The sequence below is a fragment of the Klebsiella sp. PL-2018 genome (assembly GCF_019048985.1).
Lineage (GTDB): Bacteria > Pseudomonadota > Gammaproteobacteria > Enterobacterales > Enterobacteriaceae > Klebsiella > Klebsiella michiganensis.
In genome coordinates this window covers 5,616,540-5,641,299 of sequence record NZ_CP077673.1, presented here as the reverse complement: position 1 = coordinate 5,641,299, position 24,760 = coordinate 5,616,540, and the positions used below count along the sequence as shown (strand labels likewise).

At 55.5% G+C, this 24,760-nt stretch carries 22 protein-coding genes; 11 read left to right on the top strand and 11 right to left on the bottom strand.

Annotated elements, in window-relative coordinates:
- Positions 1–52 precede the first annotated feature (52 nt).
- Genes MKleb_RS26610 through yiaK form a run of 4 tightly spaced genes read right to left on the bottom strand, consistent with a single transcriptional unit; the run spans position 53 to position 3,842 of the window.
- On the bottom strand, positions 53–1,372 hold the full coding sequence (locus tag MKleb_RS26610) for an MFS transporter (protein WP_217076366.1): 1,320 nt from the start codon (positions 1,370–1,372) through the stop codon (positions 53–55).
- A gap of 52 nt (positions 1,373–1,424) precedes the next feature.
- Entirely contained in the window at positions 1,425–2,354 is a 930-nt protein-coding gene (locus MKleb_RS26605) for a DUF4862 family protein (RefSeq protein ID WP_025106777.1), read from the bottom strand.
- 13 nt (positions 2,355–2,367) lie between these two features.
- Positions 2,368–2,832, bottom strand: coding sequence for a YhcH/YjgK/YiaL family protein (locus MKleb_RS26600; protein ID WP_025106778.1), 465 nt, complete (start codon positions 2,830–2,832; stop codon positions 2,368–2,370).
- A gap of 11 nt (positions 2,833–2,843) precedes the next feature.
- Positions 2,844–3,842 (bottom strand): 3-dehydro-L-gulonate 2-dehydrogenase, encoded by a 999-nt coding sequence (gene yiaK, locus MKleb_RS26595; protein WP_014839766.1) that lies wholly within the window; start codon positions 3,840–3,842, stop codon positions 2,844–2,846.
- 218 nt (positions 3,843–4,060) lie between these two features.
- Between yiaK and yiaJ the strand changes: the two genes are divergently transcribed.
- Together yiaJ and MKleb_RS26585 are read left to right on the top strand one after the other, a co-directional pair.
- The gene (yiaJ, locus tag MKleb_RS26590; RefSeq protein ID WP_014839765.1) at positions 4,061–4,879 is read left to right on the top strand and encodes an IclR family transcriptional regulator YiaJ; all 819 of its coding nucleotides are present in this window, start codon (positions 4,061–4,063) and stop codon (positions 4,877–4,879) included.
- 118 nt (positions 4,880–4,997) lie between these two features.
- Complete coding sequence (locus MKleb_RS26585) at positions 4,998–5,486, top strand: 4Fe-4S dicluster domain-containing protein (protein WP_025106779.1); 489 nt, start codon at positions 4,998–5,000, stop codon at positions 5,484–5,486.
- A gap of 150 nt (positions 5,487–5,636) precedes the next feature.
- Here the strand turns inward: MKleb_RS26585 and avtA are convergent, their stop codons facing one another.
- The gene (gene avtA, locus MKleb_RS26580) at positions 5,637–6,893 is read right to left on the bottom strand and encodes a valine--pyruvate transaminase (RefSeq protein ID WP_025106780.1); all 1,257 of its coding nucleotides are present in this window, start codon (positions 6,891–6,893) and stop codon (positions 5,637–5,639) included.
- Between the two features lie 174 nt (positions 6,894–7,067).
- A complete protein-coding gene (locus MKleb_RS26575; RefSeq protein WP_025106781.1) occupies positions 7,068–9,098 on the bottom strand; it encodes an alpha-amylase in 2,031 nt (676 codons plus the stop codon).
- Positions 9,099–9,413: 315 nt separating this feature from the next.
- Here MKleb_RS26575 and MKleb_RS26570 point away from each other — a divergent pair, with 315 nt between their 5' ends.
- Entirely contained in the window at positions 9,414–10,241 is an 828-nt protein-coding gene (locus MKleb_RS26570) for a protein bax (protein ID WP_071998083.1), read from the top strand.
- Positions 10,242–10,301: 60 nt separating this feature from the next.
- Here MKleb_RS26570 and xylR read toward each other — a convergent pair whose 3' ends face one another.
- From xylR to xylF, 4 genes are all read right to left on the bottom strand, one after another.
- Positions 10,302–11,480 (bottom strand): D-xylose utilization transcriptional activator XylR, encoded by a 1,179-nt coding sequence (gene xylR, locus MKleb_RS26565; protein ID WP_004126484.1) that lies wholly within the window; start codon positions 11,478–11,480, stop codon positions 10,302–10,304.
- Between the two features lie 122 nt (positions 11,481–11,602).
- Complete coding sequence (xylH, locus tag MKleb_RS26560; protein ID WP_025106782.1) at positions 11,603–12,784, bottom strand: xylose ABC transporter permease XylH; 1,182 nt, start codon at positions 12,782–12,784, stop codon at positions 11,603–11,605.
- Complete coding sequence (locus tag MKleb_RS26555; protein ID WP_004855381.1) at positions 12,762–14,303, bottom strand: xylose ABC transporter ATP-binding protein; 1,542 nt, start codon at positions 14,301–14,303, stop codon at positions 12,762–12,764. Before MKleb_RS26555 ends, xylH begins: the two co-directional genes overlap by 23 nt.
- A 64-nt stretch (positions 14,304–14,367) precedes the next feature.
- Positions 14,368–15,360: a D-xylose ABC transporter substrate-binding protein gene (gene xylF / locus MKleb_RS26550; RefSeq protein WP_014227205.1), complete on the bottom strand. Its 993-nt coding sequence runs from the start codon at positions 15,358–15,360 to the stop codon at positions 14,368–14,370.
- A gap of 374 nt (positions 15,361–15,734) precedes the next feature.
- Between xylF and xylA the strand changes: the two genes are divergently transcribed.
- The 4 genes from xylA to yiaA all read left to right on the top strand — a co-directional run bounded on the left by xylA (position 15,735) and on the right by yiaA (position 19,626).
- Complete coding sequence (gene xylA / locus MKleb_RS26545) at positions 15,735–17,057, top strand: xylose isomerase (protein ID WP_025106783.1); 1,323 nt, start codon at positions 15,735–15,737, stop codon at positions 17,055–17,057.
- Between the two features lie 96 nt (positions 17,058–17,153).
- Complete coding sequence (gene xylB, locus MKleb_RS26540) at positions 17,154–18,608, top strand: xylulokinase (RefSeq protein WP_025106784.1); 1,455 nt, start codon at positions 17,154–17,156, stop codon at positions 18,606–18,608.
- Between the two features lie 168 nt (positions 18,609–18,776).
- A complete protein-coding gene (yiaB, locus tag MKleb_RS26535; RefSeq protein ID WP_025106785.1) occupies positions 18,777–19,151 on the top strand; it encodes an inner membrane protein YiaB in 375 nt (124 codons plus the stop codon).
- A 34-nt stretch (positions 19,152–19,185) separates the two neighbouring features.
- Entirely contained in the window at positions 19,186–19,626 is a 441-nt protein-coding gene (gene yiaA, locus MKleb_RS26530; protein WP_025106786.1) for an inner membrane protein YiaA, read from the top strand.
- Between the two features lie 36 nt (positions 19,627–19,662).
- Here yiaA and MKleb_RS26525 read toward each other — a convergent pair whose 3' ends face one another.
- Positions 19,663–20,658, bottom strand: a complete 996-nt coding sequence (locus tag MKleb_RS26525) for an acyltransferase (protein ID WP_025106787.1) — start codon at positions 20,656–20,658, stop codon at positions 19,663–19,665.
- Between the two features lie 180 nt (positions 20,659–20,838).
- Here MKleb_RS26525 and MKleb_RS26520 point away from each other — a divergent pair, with 180 nt between their 5' ends.
- The 4 genes from MKleb_RS26520 (at position 20,839) to hokA (ending at position 24,742) form a co-directional block, all read left to right on the top strand.
- Positions 20,839–21,144, top strand: coding sequence for a YsaB family lipoprotein (locus MKleb_RS26520; RefSeq protein WP_014227200.1), 306 nt, complete (start codon positions 20,839–20,841; stop codon positions 21,142–21,144).
- Positions 21,145–21,271: 127 nt separating this feature from the next.
- Entirely contained in the window at positions 21,272–22,183 is a 912-nt protein-coding gene (gene glyQ, locus MKleb_RS26515) for a glycine--tRNA ligase subunit alpha (RefSeq protein ID WP_004126458.1), read from the top strand.
- A 9-nt stretch (positions 22,184–22,192) separates the two neighbouring features.
- The gene (glyS, locus tag MKleb_RS26510; protein WP_025106788.1) at positions 22,193–24,262 is read left to right on the top strand and encodes a glycine--tRNA ligase subunit beta; all 2,070 of its coding nucleotides are present in this window, start codon (positions 22,193–22,195) and stop codon (positions 24,260–24,262) included.
- Between the two features lie 327 nt (positions 24,263–24,589).
- A complete protein-coding gene (gene hokA / locus MKleb_RS26505) occupies positions 24,590–24,742 on the top strand; it encodes a type I toxin-antitoxin system toxin HokA (RefSeq protein ID WP_004106778.1) in 153 nt (50 codons plus the stop codon).
- The last annotated feature ends 18 nt before the right edge of the window (positions 24,743–24,760 follow it).

The following is a 24,760-nucleotide window of genomic DNA, read 5'->3' as shown; positions in this document are numbered from 1 at the left end:
GGACCCGGCATATTTCGCAGACCCGGCAGGCGCAGCGCCGCCGGGCTCGATTTTACGCAGTGCGTTTATGTGGGTTTATCGTCTTTACCGGCGCAGCACCGGCATCGCATTTCGCCGGCAGCAGTAGCGCCATCAGCGCGGCCAGCGCCAGGGAGATCGCCAGGCAATAAACGCCGGCGTCTTTGCTGTACAGCGTGATCAGAACCCCGACCGCATAAGGGCCACAAAATCCGCCGAGGTTGCCAAGCGCGTTGATAACCCCGCGCGCGCCGCCCGCCATTTCAGCGCTGAACAGACGTGCCGGGATGGTCCAGAACACGCCAGCCGCCGATTGCAGGAAGAATCCGCAGCCGACCAGCGCGGCATAGGAGAGCCATATTTGATTTTTCAGCGCCACCGACAGGAACATGCACAGAGCGAAGCCAATCAGCGGCAGGCAGACGAACAGCTTGCGTTTACCGGTTCGGTCTGAAAGAGAAGAGAACAGGAACATCCCGGCAATGGCGCCGACGTACGGCAGAATGGCGAGCATCCCGACCTGCCCCATGCTGCTGTGGGTTAATTCTTTCAGAATGGTGGGCAGCCACAGGGTGTAGCCGTAAATGCCGGTCTGGTAGAAGAAGTTCAGGGCGATAAGCTGCCACATGGTTTTGTCGGAGAGAACGGCGCTCAGAGAGGCGTTTTTCACCTCGGTGCCGGCAATGGCCCGTTGCTCTGCGGCCAGCGTCTCGACCAGATAGTTCTGCTCTGCTTTAGAGATCCAGCGCGCTTCCTGCGGCCGGTCATAGATGGTGTAGGTCCACAGAACCAAAACAACCAGCGAGAGCAAACCTTCGATAATAAACAGCCAGCGCCAGTCGAGAACCGTGATAATCCAGCCTGAGAGCGGGGCGGTGATAATCCCGGCAATCGGCACGAACATAATGACAATCGCGTTGGCGCGACCGCGTTCCGCATCAGGGAACCAGTTACTGATCATGGTGAGAACGACCGGCAGCATGCCGCCTTCCGCCACGCCTAGTAAGAAGCGCAGGGCCAGCAGCTGGTACTGATTGGTAATTAACCCCGTCAGCACGGAGATAACCGCCCAGGCGACCAGCGACCAGCCGATAAATTTCTTACCGCTGCCGTGAACGGCAATTTTCCCGCCGGGAACCTGTAAAAATAGATAACCGATAAAGAAAATACCGCCCGCCAGCCCCGCCATGGTGGCGGAAATACCTAAGTCGGCGTCCATGCCGCCGGGCATGGCAAAGGCAATATTGACCCGGTCCATATAAGGAATAATACAGGTGATCAGTATTGGGGGAATAATTCTTAACCAGCGCTGGCGCGGTATATCTTTGGGTGTAGAGTTAGAGGTTATATTCATCTTTATAGTCTCGTAATATTAAAAAATATTCTGGCGATGAAGGTGGTTATTATTATTGTGCTTGTTTTAGCGCTGAGATGCCGTCGCGTAATATCGCGATGCGATGGTCAACGTTTGCGCTGGCAGTGATTTCCAGTAATTTGATACCTGAGAATTGCAGGGGATCGGCTCCTGCGCAGGCAAATAATTCACGAGCGTGGTCGGTGGTCATCAGGCTCTGCGGGCAGAAAGGCGCGAACGGCGCGTGTAAATCCTGCCATTCGCCGTACTCGCCGGTTTGCGTCGTGCCGGAAAACATCAGCGCGCCGAGCTTCCCTGCCCGTTTTGCCTGCTGCGTATGGGTGAGCGGTAGAACGGTATTCCGCCCTTCAATGGCAGAGCGCGCCCAGTTGATACAGATGCTGATGTCGTAGTCGGCAATGGCTTCCAGCACGTTTTCTAACGGCAAAAATCCTTTGCGCGGCGCGGTGCCGGTCATCGCGTCGCAGTGCTCCAGCACCAGCTCGCAGGACCAGTCCCAGCGGGTAATCTCTTTTAATGAACGGGCAAAGGCATCGGTAGCCTGATCCACGTTGGCATTGCCCGCCAGCGGGGCGGCGTGAAGCTCAAGGGCAATGACCTTTCCGGCGGTCTTACCATTGATTTTAGCGATCTTCTGCTGCAGGTGACGATAGTACTCCACGCAGGCTTTGCGCTGCTCTTCGTTGCTGGATGCCAGCCCAAAGCCGCCGTTTTCACCGCGGCGGCGCATGGTTTCCATGATGGCGGTAACGACAATCTGCCAGTGTCCCGGGGTATGGCGCAATAACCACTCGTCGCCGAGCGGATGAAGATGTTCAAGGCAGGGTTGCTCCAGCCCGCGAATATCCGGGGTGTCGGAGAGCTGCCGCCAGAATTCCGTCTCTTCCTCTTCACTCTTTTGGTGAAATGAGGGTGCACAGGGGTACGCACCGATAATGTAACCGGTATTATTCGAATTCATTTTGTGCTCCTTATTATAAAACTGAAATAGCGACCTTAACGACTATTTTGCGGATCGGGGTGGCTACAGTTTTATTACATCCAGGACGATGCACATCTTGCGGGAAAAATATCGCATAGTTGCCTGGCGTCATTTCAAAGAACGATTCATGTTCGCTGTCGTGATAGAAAATAATATCGCGCTGTTCTAACAACGATTCGCTGATTTGATTATTGCCGGCATCAATGGCGATACCGATTTTTTCTTCACCCCACGCCAGAAACTGGATATCCAGATAGCGACGGTGAACCTCCGGACGATTGTCAGCGGCATCGCGGGTGGTTAAGTCAATAACCTGCGCGAAGATGTTCTTGCCGTCGATTTCCACGACGCCGGGTTCCAGCGCGTGAAAATCCGTCGTGCGCAGGAAATCAAGCGCCTGTTCAATGGCCGCGGGCAGACGACACGGATTCGGTTGAGCAATATGGCCAAAAATCATGGGTGAGCTCCTTACAGCGCCTGAATTTTGGCCCATACGCTGTCATCGACGGTAATACCGTTGCGGCGGTTTTCATCCAGCAGTCGGGTAAATTCATGGCCGGGCAGGCGGACCGCCACATTTTCATCGGCGCGTTCGGCGGTGGTGATGAAATCCATAATTCGCTGCAGCTTGGCGTCGCGGGTTGCGCCATCGATCAGCTTATCCACTTCTATGGCGATGAAGATCTGCGAAACGCCATATTCATCGCTGTTTTCCTGAGTCACTTCGGCAACGGAAGAGCCGTTGGAAAGCAGGGTGGCAATCATATCCAGCACGATCGACAGGCCGGAACCTTTCCAGTAGCCCATCGGCAAAATACGGCGGTTTTTCTCGATAACCCCCGGTTCTTTGGTCAAATGACCTTCATCGTCGAATCCGCCGTCCACGGGCAGCTCGCGGCCGGCAAGGCGGTTAACTTCCAGCATGCCGTAGGAGAACATCGACATCGACATATCCACCATGGTGATCGGCGTTGACGGAATGGCGACGATCAGCGGATTGGTACCGATACGGCACTCCTTAGCGCCCCATGGCGGCATAACGGCGATGGAGTTGGTCCAGCAGATGCCGATGTAGCCTTTTTCCGCCGCCTGCCAGCCATAGCTGCCGCCGCGCATCCAGTGGTTGGCGTTACGTAACGCCACCAGGCCGATACCGTGATCGGAAGCCAGTTCGATGGCCCGGTCCATCATCTTTTTCGCCGTCAGGTTGCCGATGGAGCGCTGGGCATCCCACTGCTCGATGGCGCCGAGGCTGGTCACCCGCTGCGGTTTAGCCTCGGGGATGATGTCGCCGTTGTCCAGCTGCTGGATGAAGCGAGGAAAGCGGTTCACGCCGTGAGAATAGACGCCGGATTCGGTGGTGCGGGCAAACATTTCTGCGCAGGCATCGGCGGTTTCTGCGGCGATACCCCGCGCCAGCAGTACTCGATTGAATGCCTCTTTTAACTGCTCAAACGTTACTTTCATTCCTGTTTCCCTGGTCAGAGTTGATCGCTTTTTTATCTCTAAATTTCACTATACGAAATCTGATTTCAAATATAGCGATCAATTTTTATCAGATCAACGGGCAGCGTTATTTTTAAAAATCATAAAAATCATAAAGTTGTGTTTTTTTGGTTCAGATCGTGAACTGAAACACACTTTGCGCTACCATCTGAACGCGACAAAAACGGGGAGCGGAAACGATGGGCACAAAAGAGAGCGATGTAACGCAAGACAAAGAGAGGCCTGCCGGAAGCCAGAGCCTTTTTCGTGGGTTGATGCTGATTGAGATCCTGAGTAATTACCCAAACGGATGCCCGCTGGCGCATCTGTCGGAACTGGCGGGCCTGAACAAAAGCACCGTTCATCGCTTATTGCAGGGGCTGCAATCCTGCGGCTACGTGACGCCAGCCCCGGCGGCGGGGAGCTATCGTCTGACGACAAAGTTTATCGCCGTTGGCCAAAAGGCTTTGTCGTCGCTCAATATCATCCACGTCGCGGCGCCGCATCTTGAGGCGCTCAACCTGGCCACCGGCGAGACGGTGAACTTCTCTAGCCGTGAAGATGACCACGCTATCCTGATTTATAAGCTGGAGCCGACCACCGGCATGCTGCGTACGCGCGCCTATATTGGCCAGCATATGCCGCTGTACTGCTCGGCAATGGGCAAGATTTATATGGCGTTTGGCCATCCTGACTACGTTGAGAGCTACTGGAATTCACACCAGGATATTATTCAGCCGCTGACCCGGAATACCATTACAGGCTTACCTGCGATGCATGATGAGCTGGCGCAGATCCGCGAGCGTAATATGGCGATGGACAGGGAAGAGAACGAGTTGGGCGTGTCCTGCCTGGCGGTCCCGGTTTTCGATATTCATGGACGCGTGCCTTATGCCATTTCTATCTCCTTATCAACATCGCGCCTCAAGCAGGTAGGAGAGAAGAATTTACTCAAGCCGCTGCGCGATACGGCAGAGGCGATTTCCCGCGAACTGGGCTTTTCCGTGCGGGAAGGGTAAGGCAGATGACCAAATTGTCCCGGGCATCTGAGAGAAAACGCCGCTGACTCCATTCAGGATCAAGGCGCGGAAGCGGTTTTTTCTGGCACTCTGCATTTTTATCCCCAGTGGAGCAAGGATGAACCGGTTTATTATCGCGGATGCGCAAAAGTGCATCGGCTGCCGTACCTGTGAAGTCGCCTGCGTGGTATCCCATCAGCGGGACCAGGACTGTTCTGGCGTTTCCGCCATGCGCTTTGCGCCGCGGATCCGCGTGGTGAAAAATGACGAACTCTCGACGGCGACGCTTTGCCGCCAGTGTGAAGATGCGCCCTGCGCCAACGTCTGCCCCGAGGGCGCTATCCGCCGGGAAAATTCGGTCTGGCGCGTGGATCAGCGCCGCTGTATCGGCTGCAAAAGCTGCATGGTGGCGTGCCCCTATGGCGCGATGACGGTGATGCGGGTGGAGGAGGGCGTACAGGCGCTGAAGTGCGATTTGTGCAGCCATCGGGAAGAAGGCCCGGCCTGCGTGGCGGCATGCCCGACGCAGGCGCTGCGCTGCATCGAACCGATGGAGCTGGAGAGAATAGCCGCTGAACGTCGCCAGCGGATGGCGCTGGCGATGTAGCGATGATGCCTTCTTACGGCGTGTTCCCGGAGGCGGCGCTGGCGCGCCTTGTCCGGGCTGTCTGTCCGCAGAACGCTTGAAGCCTGTAGCCCGGCTGAGCGCAGCGCGAGCCGGGAATATATCTGGATTATTCAGGATTCTGGCGCCCGTTTACGCGCCCTGTTCACCCCATGCGCGTTCAACTTCTTCGGCGAGAATCTTCACGCCTGCTTCAATCTTCTCCGGGTCCGGCACATAGTTCATGCGCATGCACTGATGCGTGTGCGGCCACGGCTTATCCAGGCCAGGGAAGAAATAGTCGCCCGGCACCATCAGAACGCCGCGCTTTTTCAGGCGCTGGTACAGCAGCTCGGTAGAAATCGGCAGATCCTTAAACCATAGCCAGAGAAAAATCGCGCCTTCCGGTTTATGAATCAGGCAGCGATCTTCCGGCAAATAGCGGCGAATAATGGCGATAGTCTCCTGAACGCGCTGGTAGTAGAACGGCTTAATCACCGTTTCCGACAGGCGCAGAAGATCGTTGCGTTTAATCATCTCGCACATCATGGCCGGCCCCATTCCGCCGGGGGCGAGGCTGATAATGCCGTTCATATTGCTGATGGCGGTGATGATTTTTTCGTTAGCGATGATAATCCCGCAGCGGCTACCCGGCAGGCCCAGCTTGGAGAGGCTCATGCACAGCACGATATTCGGATTCCACAGCGGCCTGGCGTCGCTGAAAATAATCCCCGGGAACGGAACGCCGTAGGCGTTATCAATCACCAACGGGATGCCGTGCTGGTTGGCCAGCGCATCCAGCTTGATCAGCTCATCGTCGGTGATCACGTTGCCCGTCGGGTTGGTGGGGCGGGAAACGCAGATCATTCCCGTCTCGTCCGTGACCTGCAAATGTTCGAAATCCACGTGGTATTTAAACTGGCCTTCCGGCAGCAGCTCAATGTTCGGGCGAGTGGCGACAAACAGATCTTCTTCAAGGCCGGCATCGGCGTAGCCGATGTACTCGGGCGTCAACGGAAACAGCACTTTACGGGTGGTTCCATCCGCGCGACGGCCTGCGAAGAGGTTAAACAAGTAGAAAAACGCGCTCTGACTGCCGTTTGTCAGTGCAATATTCTGTGGTTCGATCTCCCAACCCAGTTCATCACGCAGCATCTGCGCCAGCAGGGCCAGCAGCTCGCTTTTACCCTGAGGACCGTCATAATTACAAAGCGCATCAAGGGCTTTGCCGCTGTTCAGCATGTCGGCCAGCAGGCTATGGAAGTAATCATTCATTTCCGGAATCTGCGCGGGATTGCCGCCGCCCAGCATGATGGCGCCCGGGGTACGTAGGCCGTCATTGAGGTCTTCCATCAAGCGGGTGATGCCCGAATGACGGGTAAATTTGTCGCCAAAAAGTGAAAATGTCATCGCGATTAGTCTGTCGGTATTCCAGGAAAGTGGGTAACCATAACGCCAGCGCAGACAGGGTGCAAATCGAGGTATCAGTGAGATATTTTGTTTTTATGCTGCTAAAGGAAGATATTTTGGATTTTTGTTCTGAAGCGGCTCCCCCGAGTGTCAGGGGAGCCTTGGGTCAGAAGGCTACTGCTGACCTGCCCATACCACCATCACTTTGTCATCGCCGGTCTCGCGAATAAAGCCGTAGCCTTTCGCCATCGATAGGGTGGTTTGTTTACCCATGCCAATCGCCGGATGACGGGCGCGGAACTGGCCCAGTTTCTCCCAGTGGGTCACGCTGCGCGCGGCTTTGCCGTTGACGTCCTGCCAGTTCATATCTGAGCGCGTCCCCTGCAGCGGATCGGAGCCGGTCGGGCCGAACGGCCGCGAGGATTCATCGCCGTAGAAGATCTGCACTGCGCCAGGCGCGAGCAGCAGCAATTCCGCCGCCGTGCTGCCGCCTTCGCGGAACAGGCTGGTATCGTGCGAGGAAAGATAGCTTAACACATTGAAATCCTGAAGCTTCTCTGCCATATGTTGCCAGGTCAGGTCGATATTCGCCAGGCAGCTTGTCGCTTTCGCAGCCTGATCCTGATAATCAAAATTCAGCATTGCGTCAAAACCGTGGCGATAGTAGTCGCTCTGCATCACGCCGTGGCCCCAGGCCTCGCCGGTCATCCAGAACGGCGCGTTATCCAGCGCTTTATCCGGATTGGCTTTTTTCCATTCCGCCAGCGCTTCAGTGGCCTGGGTTTTTAACTGCAGCCAGGCGGCCTGCTCGACGTGCTTGGCGGTATCGACGCGGAAGCCGTCGATGCCGTAGTCGCGCACCCATTGGCTCAGCCAGTGGGTCAGATAATCGCGCGGCGTATAGCCGGGGATCGCTTTGGCCGCGGTATCCGGCTTATGGCGATAGATGTTTGGCAGGCCGGATGGCGCCGTGGATTCGGTTTTCAGATCCGGCAGGAAAGCCAGCGACATCGTCAGGTCATCAAATCCAGGGTTGTCGTAATCGCCAATATCGGTGCGGATCCACTTTTTACCCCACCATTTTTCCCAACCGGCTTTGTCGCTGAAGTTAATGTAGTCGTTAAAGCTGTGCCAGCTTTGTCCCGCGCGGGGCTTCCAGTCGGTCCAGCGCTCTCCGAGGGTCTTTTTCAGCTCATCACCCTGGATGTACAGCGAGCCAAACTGAAACTCCTGCATATCGGCCAGGGTCGCGTAGCCGGTATGGTTCATCACCACGTCGAACAGAATGCGGATCCCGCGCTTGTGGGCCTCATCGACGAGGCGGCGCAGATCGTCTTCCGTTCCCATATTGGCGTCCAGCTTCGTCCAGTCCTGGGTGTAATAGCCGTGATAGGCGTAGTGCGGGAAATCGCCTTTCGTACCGCCGCCGACCCAGCCGTGGATTTGTTCCAGCGGCGAACTGATCCAGAGCGCGTTAACGCCGAGCTGCTGGATGTAATCCAGTTTGCTGGTCAGGCCCTGCAGGTCGCCGCCGTGGAAGGTGCCAATTTCCTGCATGCCGTCTTTGTGGCGGCCATAGCTATTGTCGTTGGCCGGGTTGCCGTTGACAAAGCGATCGGTCAGCACGAAATAGACGGTGGCGTTATGCCAGTTGAACGGCGCGGCGGCTTCCGTTTCCGCGCGTTCAAGCAGCAGCAGACCATTGCTGTTAAACGCCGGCTGGAGGGTAACTTTACCGCCGCTGACGGTCGCGATATTACCGCTGTAGAAATCGCGAACTTTACTGCCTTCGGCGAAGGATTTGCTGACGTCAATGGTAAGCGGCTTGCCATCCCATTTCGGACACTGCTTCATCTGCGGCGCGGCGGCGGCGGTCTGTTTCTCCTCCAGAGAGACCATCATGGTTGGCGTACCTGAACGGGTATCGACTTCCAGGGTATAGCGGCCATCGCGGAATACGCGCCACTGCGGCGCCGGATCGCGGCAAGGCTCCATAGACAGCATCTGGTAGAGCTTGATCGCACCGGCAGGCTGCCAGCACTGTTGGTCAAAATTAATCCGCAGAGGGCGCGTACCCTTTGCTACCTCGTTTTGACTGATAAATCTGCCGGTGCCTTCTTCGGTAAAGGCGGGGAAATCTGCGGTAGTCCAGGCGGCGAAGGCCATCCCAGGCAACAGCAGCGACGCAAGCGCAGCGAGTTTCATTCCGGAGTCCTGTGTGCGGTTTTTTGTTCAGTTTGCGCGTCTGGCTGTCTAATGAACTCATCCCACCGGCGCTTTTCCAGGGAGGATGAAAAAGGGTGAGTGATCGCGTTCAAAAAACAAGCAAAAAATGCGAGGGTTGTCGCATTTTTGTACTGTTGTCATGGGGCGGAAACCGATTTCAGATGACAGCTTTTCGGAATTGGACTATTTCTGTGGGTGCGTCATCTGGGTATTTTTGATACTATTCGCGATTCAACTATCGATTTTTTGTGAAAAACAAGGCGTTGGAATGATTGCATCCGACCAGGAGACCTAATGATATCGACTCCCATTCGACGATATGGGGCCGCGATACTCATGTTACTTACCTGCATATTTTCAGGTAGTGTGCTGGCAACAACACACACAGCAACAACGAGTCATAAAGCCCCAATAGTTAAGAAGAAAAACACCGTTAAAGTAAGCAAGGTAAGCAGTAAACAAGAGTATTCTCGCAATAGTGTAAAGAGCAGTTCACTTCCTGATTTGCGAAAATACCCTTCCGGGACACCAAGGAAAAAAGCGTTTCTCCGGACGGTAATGCCTTACATTACGAAACAGAATCAGGTGATTACCGCCGATCGTAACTGGCTTGTTTCCAAGCAGTACGATGCGCGCTGGTCGCCGAGCGAGCGTACGCGGCTGAAAGAGATCGCCTCTCGTTATAAAGTGAAGTGGTCCGGCAATACTCGCCATATTCCATGGAACTCGCTGCTTGAGCGCGTCGACATTATCCCGAATAGCATGGTCGCTACCATGGCAGCGGCGGAAAGCGGCTGGGGAACGTCAAAGCTGGCGCGGGTGAACAACAATTTATTTGGTATGAAGTGTGGCGGTGGAAACTGCCGCGGTGCGGTGAAGGGCTACTCCCAGTTTGATTCGGTGGAAGAGTCCGTTCAGGCCTATGTCCGAAATCTGAATACGCATCCGGCCTACTCGTCGTTCCGTAAATCGCGTGCGCAGCTGCGTAAAGCCGATCAGGAAGTGACCGCCAGCACGATGATTCATAAGCTGAAGGGCTATTCGACCAAAGGGTCGAGCTATAACAACTATCTCTTCGCGATGTATCAGGATAACCAGCGGTTGATAGCCGCGCACATGTAATTGCTCTTACATGTCATCATTGATGCCCGGTGCGTAAGCCCGGGCATTTTTCTTTGCGCGCTACATCATGACTTCGCTGTGCCGGTCGCGGTACTCCTTCGGCGTCACGTCGTACTCTTTCTTAAACACCGAATAGAAATACTGCAGCGATGGATAGCCGCACATCTGGGAGATTTCGTTAATCGATAGGGTGGTTGATACCAGCAGACTGCGCGCTTTTTCCAGCTTCTCGCTGTGGATCACCGTATGAATGGTTTCGCCGACTTCCTCTTTGAAGCGCTTTTCCAGATTCGAGCGGGAAATCCCCACGGCGTCCAGCACCTGCTCAACTTTAATCCCTTTACAGGCGTGGTTACGGATATAGTGCATCGCCTGAATGACCGAAGGATCAGTGAGCGAACGGTAGTCGGTGGAGCGGCGTTCTACCACGCGCATCGGCGGGATAAGCTGACGCTGAAGCGGCAGCTCTTCATTCTCCAGCAGGCGATGCAGCAGCTTTGCCGCCTGGTAGCCCATCTGACGGGTGCCCTGCGCAACGGAGGAGAGCGCCACGCGCGACAGGTAGCGGGTAAGCTCTTCGTTATCTATGCCGATAACGCACAGCTTTTCCGGGACGGGGATATGCAGCCGCTCGCAGGCCTGTAATACGTGGCGCGCGCGGGCGTCGGTAACGGCGATGATGCCGGTTTGCGGCGGCAGGGTTTGCAGCCAGTCGGCGAGGCGGTTTTGCGCGTGCTGCCAGTTTTCCGGCGCCGTCTCGAGCCCCTGATAGACCACGCCGCGATATTTCTCTCTGGCGACCAGCTGGCAAAACGCGTGTTCGCGCTCGGCGGCCCAGCCTTTACAGCTGGAAGCGGGCAGGCCGTAAAAGGCGAAGCGGTTAATGCCTTTTTCCTTCAGATGCAGGAAGGCGCTCTCAACCAGCGCGGCGTTGTCGGTGGCGATATAGTGAACCGGCGGATAGCACTCCGGGCGGTGGAAGGAGCCGCCGACGCCGACAATCGGAACATTCACGTCGATCAGCAGGTTTTCAATTTCCGGGTCGTCGTAATCGGCAATAACGCCGTCGCCTAACCACTCTTTGATGTTTTCAATTCGTGCCCGAAAATCTTCCTCAATGAAGATATCCCATTCCAGTTGCGATGCTTGTAAATATTCGCCGACGCCCTCAACGACCTGGCGATCGTAGGCTTTGTTGGCATTGAATAACAGCGTAATACGGTGACGCTTTTCAAACATAGTGTTGTTCCTGGTCTCTCTTGCAGGCCATACAATACCGGCCAATGCCCGGATTTTTTCAAGCTACTTGTGCCTAAGTTTGGCGGTAGCGCAAATAATTCGGGCATTTTTTTTCACAGCCCTCAGCTTCGGCGTTTCGTGGCGGAATCCATCCATACCGCGAGCAATAAAATGACCCCTTTAACGATGTACTGCCAGAAGGTGGCGACGTCCATCATGCTCATGCCGTTGTCCAGCGCGGACATGATAAAAGCGCCCATGACCGCGCCCGCGACGCTGCCGACGCCGCCGGCGAGGCTGGTACCGCCGATCACGCAGGCGGCGATGGCGTCCAGTTCGGCGATGTTGCCGGCGGAAGGGGAACCGGCGCCAAGACGCGAGCTGAGAATCAACCCGGCAATCGCCACCATCAGGCCATTAATGGCGAACACCGCCAGCTTGGTGCGTTCCACGCTGATGCCGGATAGACGCGCGGCCTCCAGGTTGCCGCCGATGGCGTAGATGCGGCGCCCAAACGCGGTACGGGTGGCCATAAACATGCCCGCCAGCAGCAGCGCGGTGAGAATCAGTACCGGCGTCGGGACGCCGCGATAGTCGTTTAACAGCCAGATGGCGCCCAGCACAATAACGGCGGTAATCGTCTGGCGGCCAACGGCTGAAGCGGAGGCGGGCGTGGAGAGGCCGAGAGCCTGACGTCGCATACGGCCGCGCCACTGCCAGATGATAAAGGCCGCCATGCCCGCCACGCCGATACCAAAGCCAATGCCATCAGGCAGATAGCTCTGGCCGATTTGCGACATCGCCGGGCTGGTGGGAGAGACGGTGGTCCCGTTGGTAATGCCTATCAAAATACCGCGAAATGCCAGCATGCCGGCGAGCGTCACGATAAACGAGGGGACTTTACGATAGGCAACCCACCAACCGTTCCAGGCCCCCAGCAGCAGGCCAAGCGCCAGGGTGACCACAATGGTCAGCGGTAGCGGCCAGCCCAGCCAGACATCAAATATTGCCGCTGCGCCGCCGAGCAGCCCCATCATTGAGCCGACGGAGAGATCGATCTCGGCGGAAATAATCACAAACACCATGCCGACCGCGAGAATGCCGGTAATGGCGGTCTGGCGCAGCAGGTTGGAGATATTACGCGCGCTCAGATAAGCGCCTTCGGTGGTCCAGGTGAAAAACAGCATAATGGCCACGATAGCGGCGATCATCACGAATACCTGGAGGTTCATCCCCTTCAGCCCCGATAGCGCGCCAGCGGCAGGTGGGGTGAGTTTCATTTCAGACGACGTGTTCTTCGACATGGCGTTCGCTCCTCAGTGCGGCTTCCATCACCTGTTCCTGGGTCAGGCCCTGGTTGATCAAATTAGCCTTCAATTTACCTTCATGCATCACCAGCACCCGGTCGCTTAGCCCCAGCACTTCGGGTAGTTCGGATGAAATGACAATGACGGCGATCCCCTGCTGCACCAGCTGATTAATCAGCTTGTAGATTTCGTACTTGGCGCCGATGTCGATGCCGCGGGTGGGCTCATCGAGTATCAGAATGCGCGGGTTCAGCAGCAGGCAGCGGGCGAGGATCGCCTTTTGCTGATTGCCGCCGCTCAGGCGACCGATCGCCAGCTCCGGCGATGAGGTTTTGATCTTCAAACGCTGGATGGATTGCTGAATACAGTGCTGCTCTCCGGCATCGTCAAGGCTGCTCAGCGGACCGGTAAACTGGTTTAACGCGGCGAGGGTGATGTTTTTACCCACCGCCATGACCGGCACAATACCGTCTTTCTTTCTGTCTTCCGGTACCATGGCGATGCCCTGCGCAATAGCCTGCTGACAGCTGTGAATCGTCACCTGCTGGCCATCAATAAAGATTTTTCCCTGCCAGCGGCCCGGCCAGACGCCGAACAGGCACTGGACCGCTTCGGTACGGCCCGCGCCGACCAGCCCGGCGATCCCCAGTATTTCACCGCGCCGCAGCGAAAAGGAGACGTCATTGACCCGCTTAATATGGCGATTCACCGGGTGCCAGGCCGTCAGGTTTTCCACCCGCAGGATTTCCTCGCCGCAGCTGTGGGCTTCGCTCGGATAGAGGGCGGTAAGCTCGCGGCCGACCATCATGGTGATAATGTCATCTTCGTTCATGCCGTCAGCGTTACGGGTACCGATATGCTGCCCATCGCGGATCACGCAGATGGTGTCGGAGATGGCTTTGACTTCATTGAGCTTGTGGGAAATGTAAATACAGGCAATACCGTGATTTTGCAGATCGCGAATAATATTCAGCAGAATTGCCGTCTCCTGTTCCGTTAACGAGGCGGTGGGTTCGTCGAGAATTAACAACCGTACCTGTTTATTCAGCGCTTTTGCTATTTCGACCAGCTGCTGCTGGCCAAGGCCCAAATCGCCGACGCGGGTATCGGGTGATATGGCTAAATTGACCTGGGCCAGCAGCTTTTCGCAGCGTAAGGTCATGGTTTCGTAATCCAGCAGACCGTGGCGGGAGATCTCCGCGCCGAGAAAAATATTCTCCAGAACGGTCAGATGTTTTACCAGCGCCAGCTCCTGATGAATGATGGCAATCCCTTTGCGCTCGGTATCGCGTATATGGCCCGGCCGCAACGTTTCCCCGGAAAAAATAATCTCTCCCTCATAGCTACCGTGCGGATATATTCCGCAAAGGACCTTCATGAGCGTGGATTTACCGGAGCCGTTTTCGCCGCACAGCGAGACCACTTCTCCGGCGTTAAGCCGCAGACTGACATTATCAATCGCCTTCACCGTACCGAAGGTTTTAGTAATGTTTTTCATTTCGAGTAACCAGGACATAGAGACTCCACATAAGCGATATCCGGCTGGATGGGGCAACGCCCCCGGGAGAGGGCGTCAGAGATTACAGCTCGCTTTTTTTGTGGAAACCGTCTTTGATCACCGTCTGGTCAATGTTGTCTTTATTGACCTCAATGGGCGTCAGCAGCCGGGAAGGCACATCTTTGAGGCCGTTGTTGAGCGTGGCGTCGGCCTTCGGCTGTTTATCGTTGCCCAGTTCGACGGCGATCTCTGCTGCGGTGGTGGCAAGGTCAGCGATCGGTTTGTAAACGGTCATCGTCTGAGTGCCAGCGATAATGCGCTTCACGCCGGCGAGGTCGGCATCCTGGCCGGAAATCGCCACTTTGCCTGCGAGCCCCTGGGCACTTAACGCCTGAATGGCGCCGCCGGCGGTGGCATCGTTAGAGGCGACGACCGCATCAATTTTGTTATTGTTGGCGGTCAGGGCGTTTTCCATAATCTTCAGCGCATTTTCTGGCAGCCATCCGTCGACCCACTGATCGCCGACGACCTTAATTTTTCCTTCATCAATATAGGGCTTAAGAACTTTCATTTGGCCGGCGCGGAAAAGCTTGGCGTTATTGTCTACCGGCGAGCCGCCCATTAAGAAATAGTTGCCCTGAGGCACTTTATTGACCAGGCTTTGCGCCTGCATTTCGCCAACTTTCTCATTATTAAACGAAATATAGAAATCAATGTCGGCATTATTGATGAGACGATCGTAGGCGAGAACTTTAATTCCCTCCTGTTTAGCCTCTTTTATCACATTACTCAGCACCTGACCGTTATAGGGAATAATAACCAGAACGTCGACGCCGCGATTAATCATATTTTCGATTTGCGACATTTGCGTTTCTTCGTTGCCATTGGCTGACTGGACGAATACTTTTGCACCTAATGATTCAGCTTTATTGACAAAAATATCGCGATCTTTTTGCCAGCGCTCAAGGCGCAGGTCGTCAATCGCCATGCCAATTTTGACTTCTTTCGCAATGCCCGACAGGCTGGTGAGGAGGAGTGAAGCACAGAGCGTTAGGCAAAGGTTCTTTATCTTCATAATAATAACACCTTTTTTGTAAAGTGCAGGATAAGACGAACGATAAAAATAAACGGCCTGATACGTAGCAGATTTTTAACGCGGAAAGGAGCGCTGGCAATTATCTATGCTTATTTTGCCGTTATGAAATTTTGTTTATTTGTTAATTTATGACCGCGATCGTACTTTAATAATTAGTTCTCATCGTATTTCATTGATCTCTCGTGGCGTAAGCAGCGAAGTGAGGGCGTTGTTCTATTGTTTTTGCGACCTGGCGCACGTTTGTGGATTCTCTCAATCACAGTGTGAAATAACGTAATTGAGGAAACTAAAAAGAGAATTCTATATTGGCTTATGACTTATTACTCGCCGCATCCCTGAATATGGAGTTCATTATGCAGACCTATTTTGATCAGCTCGATCGCGTTCGTTATGAAGGCCCGAAATCCGCTAACCCACTGGCTTTCCGTCATTACAATCCGGATGAGCTGGTCCTGGGCAAACGGATGGAAGAACACCTGCGCTTTGCGGCCTGCTACTGGCACACCTTCTGCTGGAACGGCGCTGATATGTTCGGCGTGGGCTCCTTTAACCGCCCGTGGCAGCAGCCGGGCGAAGCGCTGGAAATGGCGAAACGCAAAGCCGATGTCGCGTTTGAGTTTTTCCACAAACTGAACGTACCGTACTACTGCTTCCACGACGTTGACGTTTCTCCGGAAGGGGCGTCGTTGAAAGAGTATGCCAATAACTTCGCGCAGATGGTGGATGTGCTGGCGGAAAAACAGCAGCAGAGTGGCGTCAAGCTGCTGTGGGGTACGGCAAACTGCTTTACGAACCCGCGTTACGGTGCCGGTGCGGCAACCAACCCGGATCCGGAAGTGTTCAGCTGGGCGGCCACTCAGGTGGTGACCGCGATGGATGCGACCCACAAACTCGGCGGGGAAAACTACGTCCTGTGGGGCGGCCGCGAAGGCTATGAAACTCTGCTCAATACCGACCTGCGCCAGGAGCGCGAGCAGATTGGCCGCTTTATGCAGCTGGTCGTGGAGCATAAACATAAAATCGGCTTCCAGGGCACGCTGCTGATTGAACCTAAACCGCAGGAGCCAACCAAGCATCAGTACGATTACGACGCGTCTACCGTCTATGGCTTCCTGAAACAGTTCGGCCTGGAAAAAGAGATCAAACTGAACATCGAAGCGAACCACGCGACGCTGGCCGGCCACACTTTCCACCACGAAATTGCGACCGCCATTGCTCTGGGCCTGTTTGGTTCCGTTGATGCTAACCGCGGCGACCCGCAGCTGGGCTGGGATACCGACCAGTTCCCGAACAGCGTTGAAGAGAATGCGCTGGTGATGTACGAAATCCTGAAAGCGGGCGGCTTCACCACCGGCGGCCTGAACTTTGATGCTAAAGTGCGTCGTCAGAGCACCGACAAATACGACCTGTTCTACGGCCACATTGGCGCGATGGACACCATGGCGCTGGCGTTAAAAGTCGCTGCTCGTATGATTGAAGACGGCGAGCTGGATAAACGCGTCGCCAGGCGCTATGCCGGCTGGAACGGCGAGCTGGGTCAGCAGATCCTGAAAGGCCAGATGAACCTGGCGGACATTGCCCAGTATGCCACTCAGCATAACCTGGCGCCGGAGCACCAGAGCGGCCATCAGGAACTGCTGGAAAACGTGGTTAACCGTTACCTCTTTGATCGCTAATGAGGGCGATGATGCCCGGCGAGCCCGGGCATTGACGATAACCGATGCTTTATTCGCGCCACGCTTAGCCGTGGCGCGTCAGTAAGGAGAGGCTGTATGTATATCGGGATTGATCTGGGCACCTCGGGCGTCAAGGCTATTCTGCTCAACGAGCAGGGCGAGGTCGTGGCTTCGCATACCGAAAAGCTCAACGTGTCGCGTCCGCACCCTTTATGGTCTGAACAAGATCCTGAGCACTGGTGGCTGGCGACGGACCGCGCGATGAAAGCGCTGGGCGCGCAGCACTCGCTGCGCGAAGTCAAAGCGTTAGGTATTGCGGGCCAGATGCACGGCGCGACGCTGCTGGATAAGCAACAGCGCGTCCTGCGCCCGGCGATTTTATGGAATGATGGCCGCTGCGGTGAAGAGTGCGCGCTGCTGGAAGCGAACGTCAGCCGTTCGCGGCAGATAACCGGCAACCTGATGATGCCGGGATTTACCGCGCCGAAGCTGCTGTGGGTACAACGTCACGAGCCTGAGATCTTCAAACAGGTCGATAAAGTCCTGCTGCCAAAAGATTATTTACGTTTGCGCATGACCGGTGAGTTTGCCAGCGATATGTCCGATGCCGCCGGAACGATGTGGATGGACGTGGCGCGCCGCGACTGGAGCGATGAGATGCTCGCCGCCTGCGGTCTGAGCCGCGATAACATGCCGGCGCTGTTCGAAGGATGTGAAGTGACGGGTTCGCTGCGCCCGGCCGTCGCGCAGTCGTGGAATATGCCGGAAGCGCTGGTGGTAGCCGGCGGCGGCGACAACGCGGCGGGGGCGGTGGGTGTTGGCATGGCGGATGCGGGCCAGGCGATGCTGTCGCTGGGGACCTCCGGCGTCTACTTTGCCGTCAGCGACGGCTTTCTTAGCAAGCCGGAAAGCGCCGTACACAGTTTCTGCCACGCGCTGCCCGGGCGCTGGCATCTGATGTCGGTCATGCTGAGCGCAGCTTCCTGCCTCGATTGGGCGGCGACATTAACCGGCCTCGGCACGGTTCCGGCGCTGATTGCGGCGGCGGAAGCGGCGAACGACGATGCCGATCCGGTCTGGTTCCTGCCCTACCTCTCCGGTGAACGTACGCCGCACAATAATCCGCAGGCCAAAGGCGTCTTTTTCGGCCTGACTCATCAACATGGTCCGGCGGAACTGGCGCGGGCGGTGCTGGAGGGCGTCGGTTATGCGCTGGCGGACGGTATGGATGTGGTTCACGCCTGCGGCGTGAAGCCCGAGAGCGTCACGCTTATCGGCGGCGGCGCGCGCAGCGCCTACTGGCGGCAAATGCTGGCGGATATTAGCGGCCAGCAGCTGGATTTCCGCACCGGCGGTGACGTCGGCCCGGCGCTTGGCGCGGCGCGGCTGGCCCAGCTGGCGTTGCATCAAAATATCGCGTTTTCCGATCTACTTCCTCAGCTCCCGCTGGAACAGGCTCATCGTCCTGATGCCGAGCGCTTTGCTCGTTACGCCCCTCGCCGGGAAACCTTCCGCCAGATTTATCAGCAGCTTTTACCGCTGATGTCCTGATTCTTTCGCCCCTGTCGATGGGGCGAATTCATCTCTTGAATGTTTTTAAATTCATGTAGTTATCGAGTGTATTTATATATTCCGAATTTGTCGTTTCAGGGACGAAAAGTACGGATAAACGCATCCTGCCAGTCCACAATGGGGCCTGTCTTATGCCAGGGAGGCACCATGAAAAACAATCTTATTGCAAGGCTGTTGATGTCTATTGGCGCACTGGTTTATCTGGTGGGAATCTGGCGAACCTGCCCATTATTTAGCGGTAAAGGCTATTTTCTGGGCGTTCTGGTCATGGGGATGTTTGCTGTGCTCACGCATCAGCGAACGGCGCAGGAAGCACAGCGAGACGGCGATTTTATCTCGCTGTGCCGGCTGGTGGTGCTGTTGTCGGCGGGATTGCTGCTGGTCGGCGCCTGGTTTGTCCCGGCTCCGTGGCGTGAAAAAAGTATTTACGTGATGGCGTGGTTTGTCTGTATGTACGGTGCGTCGGCAACGCCTTATCCCGCTAAAGTCACGGATAAAGCTCGCAATAACTCAGTGGAATAAGCTGTCAGCGGACAGCGAAGAGAGGTAGTTACAAATGGAAACGAAAGCGACGACATATTCACCCGCGTTTCATCTGATCTCATGGATTGCGCTGGTTGGCGGCATCCTGACGTATCTGATTGGCCTGTGGAATGCGCAGATGGAGCTCAATGAAAAGGGCTACTATTTTGCCGTACTGATTCTGGGGCTTTTTTCCGCCGCCTCTTATCAAAAGACGGTGCGTGATAAATACGAAAAGATCCCAACCACTACGATGTATTACTTGTCCTGCCTGATCGCCTTTGCGATTGCTGTGGGTCTGCTGGCGGTGGGATTGTGGAACGCAACGCTGATGCTCAGTGAGAAAGGCTTTTATGGCCTGGCGTTCTTTTTAAGCCTTTTCGGCGCCGTGGCGGTGCAGAAGAATATACGTGATGTCTGGGATCGTTCTTCTCTAAGCGAGGTCGGCGCAGTCACGGAAGAGCCCGCTGAGTAAACGACGGCGCCGGCGTTGAACCGCAGGCGCCGTTTTTCAGCTCACCAGTCGTCGGCTGTCAATGCGCTGTACCAACATTGATAGCGCCAGGCTACCCAGCAGCGCAGCGCTGAATATCCAGGCAATATCCAACATTGGCCAGCGGGTCAGCTCCAGTCCGCTGGCGCGCAGCGCGTGAATAATCAGCGCATGAAATCCGTAAATGCCTAACGAATGGCGCGCAATAAGCGCAATAAACGGCAGCTGACGCGTATTGAGCGTATTTTTTACCAGCGTCAGCAGGGCGAGCGCGCAGACAAAAACCGCGGGGCCGCAGTATAAATACCAGGTATCACCAAAATCGCCGCGCCAGCGCAGTTCGTGCAGCGTGCCGCGTGATATTACCCATACTCCCGTGATGAATAGCCCAGCGCAGAGCGCAGTCAGCCATTTTTTATCGGTATCCAGCGTGCCGATTGCCCGCCCTAATACGCCGTACATCACGTAGTAGAACGTATCGCCGTTGATATAGAGATTGAGCGGCAGCCATTCAACGCCTGCGGCTTTCACCGGGACCATATTGGGGTTTGCCAGAATACCCAGCACCAGCATCAGCGCCAGCAGCATCCTGCCGCTCACCTGCTTAACCTGCACCAGCGGAGAAAGCAGGTAAATGACCACGATAGCGAAGAAGAACCACAGATGGTAGAACACCGGTTTCTGCAGCAAATTTCTCAGCGACAGTTCAACGTTGATGTGGGTAAACAAGGTGATATAGAGCAGCGACAGCGCACTATAAAAGAGAATGCACAGCGCGATACGCCGAAAATGGCGGGGCTGGGCGCTGCGCTCGCCGAAAAACAGATAGCCTGAAATCATGAAAAACAGGGGGACGCTGACGCGAGATGCCGAGTTGAGGATATTGGCGAGATCCCACTCCAGCAGGCTGATGGTGTGCGGATGCGTGATATACCAGGTGGTACTATGAATCATGACCACCATCATGCAGGCAATGCCGCGCAAATGGGTAATCCAGTGAATTTTTTCCTGCATCAGTGCCTCTGTTTCTCCTTCTCAGAAAGGGTCTGACCGCCCTTATACGCTGGTATCGCAGTGGAATAATCCGAGTTTTTCGGCATAGACTTGTCGAGGTGTGGCCCAATTCGCACAATGTGCCGATTATTTAACGTAACCTGCACGATAACAATTTACTAACAAGGCGGTCGAGAAAAAATGGTGATGAAATATGTGTTTTCTGGACTACTGCTGTGCCTGCTGGCGGGCTGTAGCGCGACGCCGTCTCCGCCAGTGCAGAAGGCGCAGAAAGCACGGATAACGCCGCAGGCTACCCTCAATATGGCGCAGCTTTGCAAGGATAATGCCGCCGTTCGTTATAGTACAGGCGTGCGCCAGGTTGACATCAGCCATTTCGAGCAGTTTCAGGGGAGCTACGAGCTTTCGGGCAAGACTGCGCGGAATGAACGTTTTATCTGTTCTTTTGACCCGGACGGACAGTTTTTGCATCTTTCCATGCGCTAAACGCGCCCACGGTGGCGCTTATTTCCGCAATTTTCCCTAAACAATCCCGTTTCATACTGTATATCTCGCAGCCAGCGGGTATACTGGCTCCTTCCTTTAAATCCACACGTATCCAGCACGAAATCATATGCAAAAGTTTGATACCAGGACCTTCCAGGGCCTGATCCTGACCTTACAGGATTACTGGGCTCGCCAGGGCTGCACCATTGTTCAACCACTGGACATGGAAGTCGGCGCAGGCACCTCTCACCCGATGACCTGCTTACGCGCATTGGGTCCCGAGCCGATGGCGACCGCCTACGTGCAGCCTTCCCGCCGTCCGACCGATGGTCGCTACGGTGAAAACCCGAACCGTTTACAGCACTACTATCAGTTCCAGGTGGTGATAAAACCCTCTCCGGATAATATCCAGGAGCTGTACCTTGGGTCTCTGAAAGAGCTGGGTATGGATCCGACCATCCACGACATTCGCTTCGTCGAAGACAACTGGGAAAACCCGACGCTGGGCGCCTGGGGTCTGGGTTGGGAAGTGTGGCTGAACGGTATGGAAGTCACGCAGTTCACCTACTTCCAGCAGGTTGGCGGTCTGGAGTGTAAGCCGGTCACCGGCGAGATCACCTACGGTCTGGAACGTCTGGCGATGTATATCCAGGGTGTCGACAGCGTTTACGATCTGGTCTGGAGCGATGGCCCGCTGGGTAAAACGACCTACGGCGACGTGTTCCATCAGAACGAAGTGGAGCAATCCACCTATAACTTCGAATATGCCGACGTGGACTTCCTGTTCTCCTGCTTCGAGCAGTATGAGAAAGAAGCCCAGCAGCTGCTGGCGCTGGAAAACCCGCTGCCGCTGCCTGCCTACGAGCGCATTCTGAAAGCCGCCCATAGCTTTAACCTGCTGGACGCGCGTAAAGCCATCTCCGTCACCGAGCGTCAGCGCTATATCCTGCGCATTCGCACCCTGACCAAAGCAGTGGCTGAAGCTTACTATGCTTCCCGTGAAGCCCTGGGCTTCCCGATGTGCAACAAGAATAAATAAGAGGCGGCCATGTCTGAGAAAACTTTCCTGGTGGAAATCGGCACTGAAGAGCTGCCACCAAAAGCACTGCGCAGCCTGGCTGAATCCTTTGCTGCGAACGTGACCGCAGAGCTGGATAACGCTGGCCTCGCGCACGGTAAAGTTGAATGGTTTGCCGCACCGCGCCGTCTGGCGCTGAAAGTGGCGAATCTGGCGGCTGCGCAGGCAGACCGTGAAGTTGAAAAACGCGGCCCGGCGATTGCCCAGGCGTTTGACGCCAGCGGCCACCCGAGCAAAGCGGCCGAAGGCTGGGCGCGCGGCTGCGGTATCACCGTCGATCAGGCTGAACGTCTGACGACCGATAAAGGCGAATGGCTGCTGTATCGTGCCCACGTGAAAGGCGAGAGCACCGAAGCGCTGCTGCCGAACATGATCGCGACCTCGCTGGCGAAGCTGCCGATCCCGAAACTGATGCGTTGGGGCGCGTCCGACGTCCACTTCGTGCGTCCGGTTCATACCGTGACCCTGCTGCTGGGCGACAAAGTGATCCCGGCCACCATTCTGGGCGTGCAGTCCGATCGCGTTATTCGCGGCCACCGCTTTATGGGTGAGGCGGAGTTCACTATCGACAATGCCGATCAGTATCCGCAGATCCTGCTGGAGCGCGGTAAAGTCATCGCCGATTACGAACAGCGTAAAGCCAAAATTAAAGCCGATGCGGAAGAAGCGGCGCGTAAAATTGGCGGCAACGCCGATCTGAGCGAAAGCCTGCTGGAAGAGGTGACTTCACTGGTTGAATGGCCGGTGGTCCTCACCGCGAAGTTCGAAGAAAAATTCCTTGCGGTGCCTGCCGAAGCGCTGGTTTACACCATGAAAGGGGACCAGAAGTACTTCCCGGTTTACGACAACGCGGGCAAGCTGCTGCCGAATTTTATCTTCGTCGCCAACATCGAATCGAAAGATCCGACCCAGATTATTTCCGGTAACGAAAAAGTGGTGCGTCCGCGTCTGGCGGACGCTGAGTTCTTCTTCAATACCGACCGTAAAAAACGTCTGGAAGATAACCTTCCGCGTCTGCAAACCGTGCTGTTCCAGCAGCAGCTGGGTACGCTGCGCGATAAGACCGATCGTATTCAGGCGCTGGCCGGCTGGATCGCTGAGCAGATTGGCGCGGACGTCAATCATGCTACCCGCGCGGGCCTGCTCTCCAAGTGCGATCTGATGACCAACATGGTCTTCGAGTTCACCGACACGCAGGGCGTGATGGGGATGCACTACGCGCGCCATGATGGCGAAGCGGAAGACGTTGCCGTTGCCCTGAACGAGCAGTATCAGCCGCGCTTTGCCGGCGATGACCTGCCGTCTAACCCGGTGGCCTGCGCCGTGGCGATTGCCGATAAGATGGACACCCTGGCGGGTATCTTCGGTATCGGCCAGCACCCGAAAGGCGATAAAGACCCGTTTGCGCTGCGTCGTGCCGCGCTGGGCGTGCTGCGTATCATCGTTGAGAAGAACCTGAATCTGGATCTGCAAACGCTGACTGAAGAAGCGGTGCGTCTGTACGGCGACAAGCTGACGAATGGCAACGTGGTTGACGATGTTATCGACTTCATGCTGGGACGCTTCCGCGCCTGGTATCAGGATGAAGGCTATACCGTCGACACGATTCAGGCGGTACTGGCGCGTCGTCCAACCCGTCCGGCAGACTTCGATGCGCGTATGAAGGCGGTTTCCCACTTCCGTACCCTCGAAGAGTCCTCCGCCCTGGCGGCGGCGAACAAGCGTGTATCCAACATTCTGGCGAAATCAGACGTGACGCTGAACGATATCGTTCACGCCTCCGTACTGAAAGAAGCGGCTGAAATCAAGCTGGCAGGCAATTTAGTCGTGCTGCGCGATAAGCTGCAGCCGTACTTCGCCGAAGGGCGTTACCAGGATGCGCTGATTGAGCTGGCGTCCCTGCGCGAGCCGGTGGATGAGTTCTTCGAGAACGTGATGGTGAACGCAGAAGACCAGGATGTGCGCGTAAACCGACTGACGCTGCTGTCCAAGCTGCGCGATCTGTTCCTGCAGGTAGCGGATATTTCTCTGCTGCAGTAAGTGAATGGGTAATAATAAAAAACCTGCCTGCGGGCAGGTTTTTTTATACTAAAAATATAAGTAAGCGAACCATTAATAATTCGCTGATTGATATTTTCGTTATTTTCATTGATTGCCGGGAATTATTTTAGGAATATGCCAACGTAGTCTGGTCAGATATTTACGGTAGAATGCTGACGGGTGCTTGAGACTGTTTGTCTCAGGCGTTCAGCGGGAGACAAACAGAGAAAAGCCCCACCTGATGATAAATCAAAGTGAGGCTCCCCTATGCATGAACACCATAAGAGTAGCCTCTTACCTGTTGAAAATCAACACGGGAGGCGAGGAATGCCGCAAAAGTATCTGTTGTTTAGCTTAATAGTGATTTGCTTCACTATTTTATTATTTACCTGGATGGTGCGTGATTCGCTGTGTGAATTACAGCTCAGGCAGGGGAATATTGAGCTGGTGGCGTTCTTAGCCTGTGGGATTAAAACGTAAGAGACGGTGGCGGAGAGC